Raw genomic sequence first — 8,104 nt, 5'->3', positions numbered from 1 at the left:
GCGTGGTCACTTTAAACACCCCCTTCTTTGACTCTGGGGAGCTGAAAATCGGGGGAGTTACGGTGCACTGTTGGCGAGCAGGAGGGCACGGAGCGCAGAATTTTGTCACTGCGACGGAAAATTCCTGTAACCCTGTCTTTGCCATCCTGGGTGCCGAATTGCTAGGTGCCGAGAAATTCTATGAATACATCACGAAATTCGGCTTCGGGAAGCCCACGGGAGTAGATTTTCCCGGCGAGGCTGGGGGCTTGGTGCCGGTACCGGGACAGGTCAAGTTCGGTGAAGTGGCTCGGTGGGCAAACGTCGGTTTCGGTCAAGGCATCGCGGTGACTCCGCTGCAGCTGTTGCAGGCCGCGGCCACCATAGCCAACGATGGCGTGGCCCTTCGTCCCCACTTTGTGCGAGAAATTCGGGACAAAGATGGTAATTTGATTAAGTCCTTTGCTTCCCAGGAGGGGCGTCAGGTACTGTCTTCCGATGTGGCCAAGGCCTTTGCCGGGGTGATGCGGTCTGTGGTGGTCAATGGTTCCGGAGGTCAAGCGGAGATTGAAGGTTACCGAGTTGCCGGCAAGACGGGAACGGCCCAGGTGGCCCGTACCGATGGGCGAGGATATGGCAGCGAAAGGATATCGTCCTTTGTGGGATTTGCCCCCGTTGATGACCCCAAGATCGCGGGATTGGTGGTCTTATATCATCCCAAGGGGCAAGTCTATGGTGGAGTCATCGCAGCTCCGGTCTTTAGCGCTGTGGTCGAGGATGCTTTGGAGCACCTTGGGGTCAAGAAAAGGGTAGACAGACCCGTCAGCCCCAAGACCACCGGCACCGGCGAGAGACTTTCGGTAGTTCCCAATGTCCGCAACTACTCCCGCAGTGAGGCGGAGAAGTTGCTGCGCAACGCCGGCCTGCGGTCTGAAGTGCAGGGAAGCGGTGAGATTGTGTTGGATCAAGTTCCTAAACCCAGCGCCGAGGTTCCCATCGGAACCACCGTTCAGCTAATTACCGAGGATTGGCAGTCACAGGTGGAGTCACGACCCTTGGTGGAGGTGCCTTCGGTAATCGGTTTAAGTATTCGTGACGCTGCGGAAAAACTGACCCGGTTGGGCCTGAGGCTGCAGGTGACGGGAAGTGGTGCCGCGGTGGTCCAAGTGCCAGAAGCCGGTACTTTGGTTCCAGAACAGGCCACAGTGCAGGTGAAGTTTGAGTAAGAGATTTTTACGGACAAGGCATAATACACCATGAAGTGTCAGCCTGGAAAGGGCGAGAAAGATGAAATTATCAAGGATACTCCAAGCCATCGAGCCCATAGCCGTCGGCGGCCCGCCGTCGGAGGAGATCACCGTCTCGGGACTGAGCTACGATTCACGCCAGGTTCGTCCCGGAGAGATATTTTTCTGCATCAAAGGATTTGCCACCGATGGTCACCTCTACGTCGGGGAGGCTGTTGCCGCCGGAGCTGTCGCCATTGTTCACAGTGAGCCCGTGGAAGTACCACCAGGGATTGTTACTATCCAGGTCGCAGACTCCCGCCGGGCGATGGGGCTGGCTGGTGCCTGCTTCTACGGCGATCCTGCCTCCCGGCTAACGGTGATCGGAGTAACAGGCACCAAGGGCAAGACCACTACGACTTACTTGATCAAGGCTATCTTGGAGGCGGCGGGCAGCAGTGTTGGTCTGATCGGCACTAATCAGAACTTGATCAAGGATCGGGTGATAGATTCCTCCCGGACTACGCCAGAATCCTTGGACCTGCAGCGGCTGTTGGCCGATATGGTAAAGGAGGGCTGTTCCCATGCTGTCATGGAGGTATCCTCCCACGCAGTGGAGCTTGGGCGCACCATTGGTACAGCCTTTGACCTAGGAGTTTTTACTAATATCAGTCGAGATCACCTCGACTTCCACCAGACCTTTGAGCACTATCTAGCCGCCAAGACCAGGTTTTTCCAAGGCCTGGGTACCCAGGGCAAGAGGGCCTGTGCGGTGATTAACACCGATGCTGCCCACAGCGGAGAAATAATCAAGAAGACTTCCGTTCCTGTCCTCACCTATGGTATTGAGGGAAATCCCGGTGTTAAGGCACGGGACGTGGTAGTAGCCCCCACTGGGGTTAGCTATCAGTTGGTGACTTCCTCGGGAACCCGGTCGGTGAACATGCGTCTTACCGGTATGTTTAATGTGTACAACTCTCTCGCGGCCGCGGCCGCTGCTCTAGCCCTGAACCTAGATCTTGATGCCATTGTGGCTGGATTAGAGGGCGTCTCCGGTGTCGATGGACGCTTTGAGGTGGTGGATTTGGGTCAGGACTTTGTTGTGGTCGTGGACTATGCCCATTCTCCCGATAGTCTAGAGAATGTGCTGCAGACGGCCAGAGCCCTTACCACCGGAAAGGTAATCGTGGCCTTTGGCTGCGGCGGCAACCGGGATCGGGGCAAGCGGCCTGAGATGGGAGTCATTGCTGCCAAGCTAGCGGACTACGTTGTCATTACCTCCGACAACCCGCGGCAGGAGGACCCCCTAGCTATCTGTCAAGACATTGAGCAAGGAGTATTACAGGTGGAGGAGCCTCCACCCTATGAGATTGTCCTTGACCGGAAGCAGGGAATCTTTCGAGCCATTGACCGGGCCCAATCGGGAGATCTGGTTTTGATCGCCGGTAAGGGGCATGAAACCTATCAAATCTTCGGGGATCGCAGCATTCATTTTGACGATCGGGAAGTAGCCAGAGCCGCCATCGCAAACAAGGAGAGGATAGATAATGGAACCGATGACCCTGGCCCAGATAGCAGAGCTGGCAGGAGCTGCGCTGGTGACCGGTGACAGAGAGTCTGTAGTTTACGATATCACCACGGATTCCCGCCAGGTTCGGCCCGGTGAGATTTTTTGGGCTCTGCGGGGAGAGAGGTTCGACGGACACGATTTTTCCCTTGCGGCCGCTAGAGCTGGGGCTTTGGGGCTAGTCTGCGAGCAAGGCCAGCTGCATAGAATTAGGGCAGAGCTTGCCGATTCAGGGCTCAATGACACCGCCCTTTTGGTAGTCGAGGATACTCTATTGGCCCTACAGCAGCTGGCCCGAGAGTATCGGCGGTTGTTTTCCCTGCCGGTGGTGGCTGTCACTGGGAGTGCAGGCAAGACCACTACCAAGGACTTGACTGCCGGGGTTTTGTCAACGCGCTACCCCACGTTAAAAACACCGGGTAATTTCAATAACGAAATTGGCCTTCCATTGACACTGCTGGAGCTGAATCAGACCCATGAAGCCCTAGTGGTAGAAATGGGGATGCGGGGCTCAGGGCAGATCGCGGCCTTGGCCCAGATTGCGGTGCCTACCGTTGGGATTGTGACCAATGTCCATCCCGTGCACTTAGAACTTCTGGGGTCGATGTCGGCCATTGCCGCGGCCAAGGGGGAGCTCATCCAAGCTTTACCCCGGGAGGGTTATGGGATTCTCAACGCCGATGATCCCCTGGTTATGAGTCTGGCAGAGGATGCCAGATGTTCCGTCTTGACCTTCGGAAAAAGCCCACAGGCTGACTTGCAGATTCTGCAGGTGACGGCGAAGGGGCAGCGGGGAATCGTGATGGATTTTGCCTACTTGGGAAGCAGGTACGAAGCTGTAGTTCCAATCCCTGGCGCTCACAATGCCAGCAATGGGGCGGCAGCCATATTAGCCGGAGTGGCCTGCGGATTGACGGTTCAGGAGGCCGTTAGGGGCCTGGCCAACTATTCTCCTTCGCCGATGCGAATGGAAGTGGCGACACTGCCTAATGGAACAGTGCTGGTCAATGACGCCTATAACGCCAACCCGGCGGCCATGGAGGCGGCCATCGATACCGTGGCTCAGATGGAACGGGACAAACCCCTATGGCTGGTGCTGGGAGATATGCTGGAGTTAGGGGATCTGGCGGAATCGGCCCATCGCCAAGTGGGTTGCTACGCCGGAAAGAGTGGGGCGGAAAGGCTGATTGTCGTTGGAGAATTTGCCGAGCTCATGGCTCAGGGAGCAAGGGAGGCGGGAATGCCTGCCGACCGAATTCACCTTTGTGCCGATGCCACCGAGGCAAGGACCGTGACTTTGAGTCTGCCTTGGCAGGCAAGGGTGATCTTGGTGAAGGCCTCTCGGGGCGTTGGTCTGGAGGCAGTGGTTAATGGTTTCAAGGAAGCGGATGTTGATTAGGGGTAGGAAGTGACAAGAACTCTTTGGGGCCACCGAGAGTCAAAGGGGATGTACTGAATGGACATGAGAATTATTTATGCTGCTATCGTGGCCTTTGCTACGGCTATCATTTCGGGGCCGGCGGTGATCTGGTATCTACGCAGGCTCAAATTCGGGCAGACGGTGCGGTCTGAGGGCCCTAAGTCCCATCTGAAAAAAACGGGAATTCCCACCATGGGCGGGATCATGATCTTGTTGGCTACCACGGTGGCCACCTTGATCTTTCAGCCCGATAGCTTAGATGTGATCAGCGCCTTGGTTGTTACCTTAGGGTTTGGGCTAATCGGCTTGATCGATGACTATATTATCGTAGTGAAAAGAAGATCCCTTGGCCTGCGAGCTCGAGATAAGCTCTTGGGTCAAGTTGTCCTGGCTGTTTTGCTGGGACTTTATATGCTGCAAAGCAGCCAAGGGATTGGCCTTTACATACCCTTTACCAACCTAGTTCTTAATCTGCCCCCATGGCTATATCTATTACTGGTGATTGGCGTGATGGCGGGAACGGCCAATGCCGTCAATTTCACCGATGGACTAGACGGGTTAGCTGCAGGTGCAACGGCCATCGCCTCCGTTGCCTTGGCAATTATTTGTGTGGCTTTGGGGCGCTGGGACTTGGCAATCTTCGGGGCGGCCGTTGCCGGAGCCTGTTTGGGTTTTTCCTGGTACAATTCCCATCCCGCTCAGGTGATTATGGGAGATACCGGCTCTATGGGCTTGGGCGCAGCCTTGGGTGCAATCAGTGTGTTGTCCAACACCCCCTTCTTCCTGTTGATTGTCGGAGGATTATTTGTGATTGAGATGCTGTCGGTGATGCTTCAAGTTACATATTTTAGGCTCACTGGAGGACGGCGTATTTTTCGGATGAGTCCCTTGCATCACCACTTTGAGCTTGTTGGTTGGCCGGAAACCAAGGTGACCTTCCGCTTTTGGATCATTGGGTTTGTGTTTGCCATTATCGGTTTGTTGGGGTTGCCGCCGTTACTTAGATAGTTCAGCCAGGAGGATGGGGGGAAGACAGTGGCAGGAAAAACCAAGCAAGCCCCTGACATCATGCTCTTTTTGATCGTCGTGCTGCTTTTGGCTATTGGAGTGGTGATGGTTTTTAGCTCCAGCTCCGTCACAGCCTTAAGGGAGACCCAGGATGCCTACCATTATCTCAAGCGACAACTGATAGCAGTGGTTCTTGGCTTAGTCCTAATGTTTATCACTATGCGTCTAAACTACCGCATCTACAAACGGGTCGCGATCTTGGGACTTGCCGTCTCCTTTGTTCTTCTGGTGCTAGTGTTAATCATCGGTCGTGAAGTCTATGGCTCAAAGCGGTGGATCGATTTGGGTTTTATGAATCTGCAGGCCTCGGAAGTTGCTAAGCTCGCCCTGATCAACTTCGCCGCCGCCTATGCCTCGGTGAAGCGGGAAGAGATGAGATTTTGGTGGAAGGGCTTTTTCCCGCCCCTTGCTCTGACAGGCGCCGCCATTATCTTGGTGATGTTAGAACCGGACTTTGGCACTTCCATCGCCATTATGTGTAGTGTGTTAGTGGTGCTTTTTGCCGCCGGTGCTCGGGTCCTTCATTTTGTTGTCATCGGATTGGCCAGTATTCCCCTGGCCGGTCTACTTATTTACTTGGAACCCTATCGGATGGAGCGAATCCTGGCCTTTATTGACCCCTGGGCCGATCCCGCGGACTCCGGTTGGAATGTGATTCAATCTCTCCTTGCCATTGGATCCGGTGGGCTATTTGGAGTGGGATTGGGGGCAGGAAGGCAGAAATTCTTCTACCTTCCCGAACAACATACTGACTTTATTTTTGCGGTCCTAGGTGAGGAGTTAGGCTTTGTTGGCACCTTCACCGTCGCAGTCTTATTTGCCTTGCTGGTCTGGCGGGGAGTGCGTATTGCCCTGTATGCGCCGGACCTTTTCGGCACCCTATTGGCGATGGGAATTACGGGCATGATCGGATTTCAGGCCATTCTGAATATCGGAGTGGTTACTGGGAGCCTGCCGGTAACGGGAATCACGCTGCCTTTGATTAGTTACGGCGGTTCCTCCTTGGTCACTACTCTGGCGGGTATTGGGATCTTGCTCAACATCTCTCAGGCCGGTGCCTCATCTCGACGTAATTAGTTGTCTTTCATTGGTAGTGTGCTTGCTTCCCTCGTCTGATAGCTCGACGAGGGGTTATCTTTTCTGTACATGGGAGACAAGCTTGCCAGAGGTAGTAACCGATTACTAGGTAGTGGCATAGGATGAACCGTGCATGGGACTATCAGTTGAGAAGGAAACAAGGTAAAGACTTCCGCGGCAGGGGATGAGATGATGAGAGCACATTTCGTTGGCATTGGTGGGGTGGGAATGAGTGGAATTGCTAAGATTCTACTCAAGATGGGGCATCAAGTCTCAGGATCCGACCTGGTTCGTAACGACAAAATCGTAGGTCTGGAAGAACTAGGTGCCCGGATCACTATTGGGCACAATGCTGCTAATCTCGGTGATGCGGAGATCGTGGTGGCATCCACGGCAATCCCCAAGGACAATATCGAGCTGGTTTCCGCACATCAAAGGGGGATTCCCGTCATCAGCCGAGCGCAAATGTTGGGGCGATTGATGGCGAATCATCGGGGTATTGCAGTGTCTGGAACCCATGGCAAGACCACTACCACCTCCATGATTTCCATGATTTTAACCACGGCAGGGCTGAATCCAACCGTTGCCATTGGCGGAGAAGTAGGAGACTTAGGCAGCAACGCGGTATACGGCTCCGGTGACATTATGGTAGCAGAGGCCGATGAAAGCGACGGGTCTTTCTTAGAACTACCCTGTCATACCGCGGTAGTTACCAATATTGATTCCGAGCACATGGACTACTACAAAGATTTAGACCACATCCTTGCATCCTTCCACCGATTTCTTGAGCAGCTACCCGATGATGGTGCAGCAGTAGTCTGTACCGACTGTCCCAATGTCAAGAAGCTAGTGGAGCGCACATCGAAGCCGGTGATCACCTATGGCCTGACAGGGGAACCCGACATCAGTGCAAAAATGGTGCACCTGATGGGATTGGGTTCAACCTTTGATGTATTTCTGGGGCGGGAGTATTACGGAACCTTTGAACTGAGTGTCCCTGGCAAATACAACGTAGTCAATGCCCTTGCAGCCATTGCTACGGCTAGGCGCTACGGTGTTCCCAAAGAAAGAATATTCGAGGCGCTTCGGAATTTCCATGGCGCCAAGCGGAGATTTGAGATTCTGGGAATGAAGGACGACGTCTTGGTCGTCGACGATTATGCCCACCATCCCACAGAAATTCGCTCCGTCTTGACTGCTGCGAAGGAGTTAGATCGTCGGGTGGTGGCGGTATTTCAGCCCCACCGGTATTCCCGCACCAAGTTTTTCTTGACAGACTTTGCCTCGGCCTTTGCCGACGCTGATGTCGTGGTGTTAACCGATATTTACCCGGCCTTTGAAGCCCCAATTCCAGGAATTTCCGGTCAGTTGCTGGCCACGGAAACCGCGAAGTATCACAATCATGTAATCTATGCCGGTCACCATCAGGGAGTGGTAGGGGCGCTGAGGGAGGTTCGGCAACCGGGAGACCTGGTGATTGTCATGGGCGCCGGGGATATTCGCAAGGTCGGGGAGCAATTTCTCTTAGATGATGCCGCATCAGTTCAGGCTGCTGCTTCAGGCCGTTAGCCACTTTGGGATGGAGTGATCATGATGAATCAACTGGTGATAGAAGGTGGCAAACCCCTTTCCGGTCAAGTTCGGGTCAGCGGCGCGAAAAACGCGGTTCTTAAGCTGATGGCAGCTACTTTGATGGGGCAGGGCCGATTTGTAATCAGCAATGTACCCGATATTGCCGATGTTCACAGCATGGCCAAGGTCTTACGC

General features: G+C 54.3%; 7 protein-coding genes. All 7 read left to right on the top strand.

All coding sequences use genetic code 11. The features are described from left to right. Positions 1 to 1,205, top strand: a 1,205-nt coding sequence (locus GX030_09045) for a PASTA domain-containing protein (GenBank protein NLV92519.1), incomplete at its 5' end; no start/stop codon positions are given. A 61-nt stretch (positions 1,206 to 1,266) separates the two neighbouring features. Next, positions 1,267 to 2,814 carry a UDP-N-acetylmuramoyl-L-alanyl-D-glutamate--2,6-diaminopimelate ligase gene (locus GX030_09040; GenBank protein ID NLV92518.1) on the top strand — a complete coding sequence of 516 codons (1,548 nt, stop codon included), beginning with the start codon at positions 1,267 to 1,269 and terminating at the stop codon, positions 2,812 to 2,814. Next, a complete protein-coding gene (locus GX030_09035; GenBank protein NLV92517.1) occupies positions 2,753 to 4,171 on the top strand; it encodes a UDP-N-acetylmuramoyl-tripeptide--D-alanyl-D-alanine ligase in 1,419 nt (472 codons plus the stop codon). The genes GX030_09040 and GX030_09035 overlap by 62 nt, the downstream gene beginning before the upstream one ends. Before the next feature lie 57 nt (positions 4,172 to 4,228). Beyond that, positions 4,229 to 5,200, top strand: coding sequence for a phospho-N-acetylmuramoyl-pentapeptide-transferase (locus GX030_09030; protein ID NLV92516.1), 972 nt, complete (start codon positions 4,229 to 4,231; stop codon positions 5,198 to 5,200). A 60-nt stretch (positions 5,201 to 5,260) separates the two neighbouring features. Further along, on the top strand, positions 5,261 to 6,337 hold the full coding sequence (gene ftsW / locus GX030_09025; GenBank protein NLV92515.1) for a putative lipid II flippase FtsW: 1,077 nt from the start codon (positions 5,261 to 5,263) through the stop codon (positions 6,335 to 6,337). Between the two features lie 189 nt (positions 6,338 to 6,526). Beyond that, complete coding sequence (locus GX030_09020; GenBank protein ID NLV92514.1) at positions 6,527 to 7,906, top strand: UDP-N-acetylmuramate--L-alanine ligase; 1,380 nt, start codon at positions 6,527 to 6,529, stop codon at positions 7,904 to 7,906. A 24-nt stretch (positions 7,907 to 7,930) separates the two neighbouring features. Continuing rightward, positions 7,931 to 8,104, top strand: a 174-nt coding sequence (locus tag GX030_09015; GenBank protein NLV92513.1) for a UDP-N-acetylglucosamine 1-carboxyvinyltransferase, incomplete at its 3' end; no start/stop codon positions are given.

It is taken from the genome of Bacillota bacterium (assembly GCA_012727955.1).
Classification (GTDB): domain Bacteria; phylum Bacillota; class Limnochordia; order DTU087; family JAAYGB01; genus JAAYGB01.
Note: the sequence above shows the minus strand (reverse complement) of the source record. Positions and strands in the feature narration are given on the sequence as shown.

What these genes read in the sequence shown, in the direction of transcription:
- GX030_09035 (NLV92517.1), top strand. Translation starts at nt 2,753, where the DNA reads ATGGAACCGATGACCCTGGCCCAGATAGCAGAGCTGGCAGGAGCTGCG.
- ftsW (NLV92515.1), top strand. Translation starts at nt 5,261, where the DNA reads ATGCTCTTTTTGATCGTCGTGCTGCTTTTGGCTATTGGAGTGGTGATG.
- GX030_09030 (NLV92516.1), top strand. Translation starts at nt 4,229, where the DNA reads ATGGACATGAGAATTATTTATGCTGCTATCGTGGCCTTTGCTACGGCT.
- GX030_09040 (NLV92518.1), top strand. Translation starts at nt 1,267, where the DNA reads ATGAAATTATCAAGGATACTCCAAGCCATCGAGCCCATAGCCGTCGGC.
- GX030_09020 (NLV92514.1), top strand. Translation starts at nt 6,527, where the DNA reads ATGATGAGAGCACATTTCGTTGGCATTGGTGGGGTGGGAATGAGTGGA.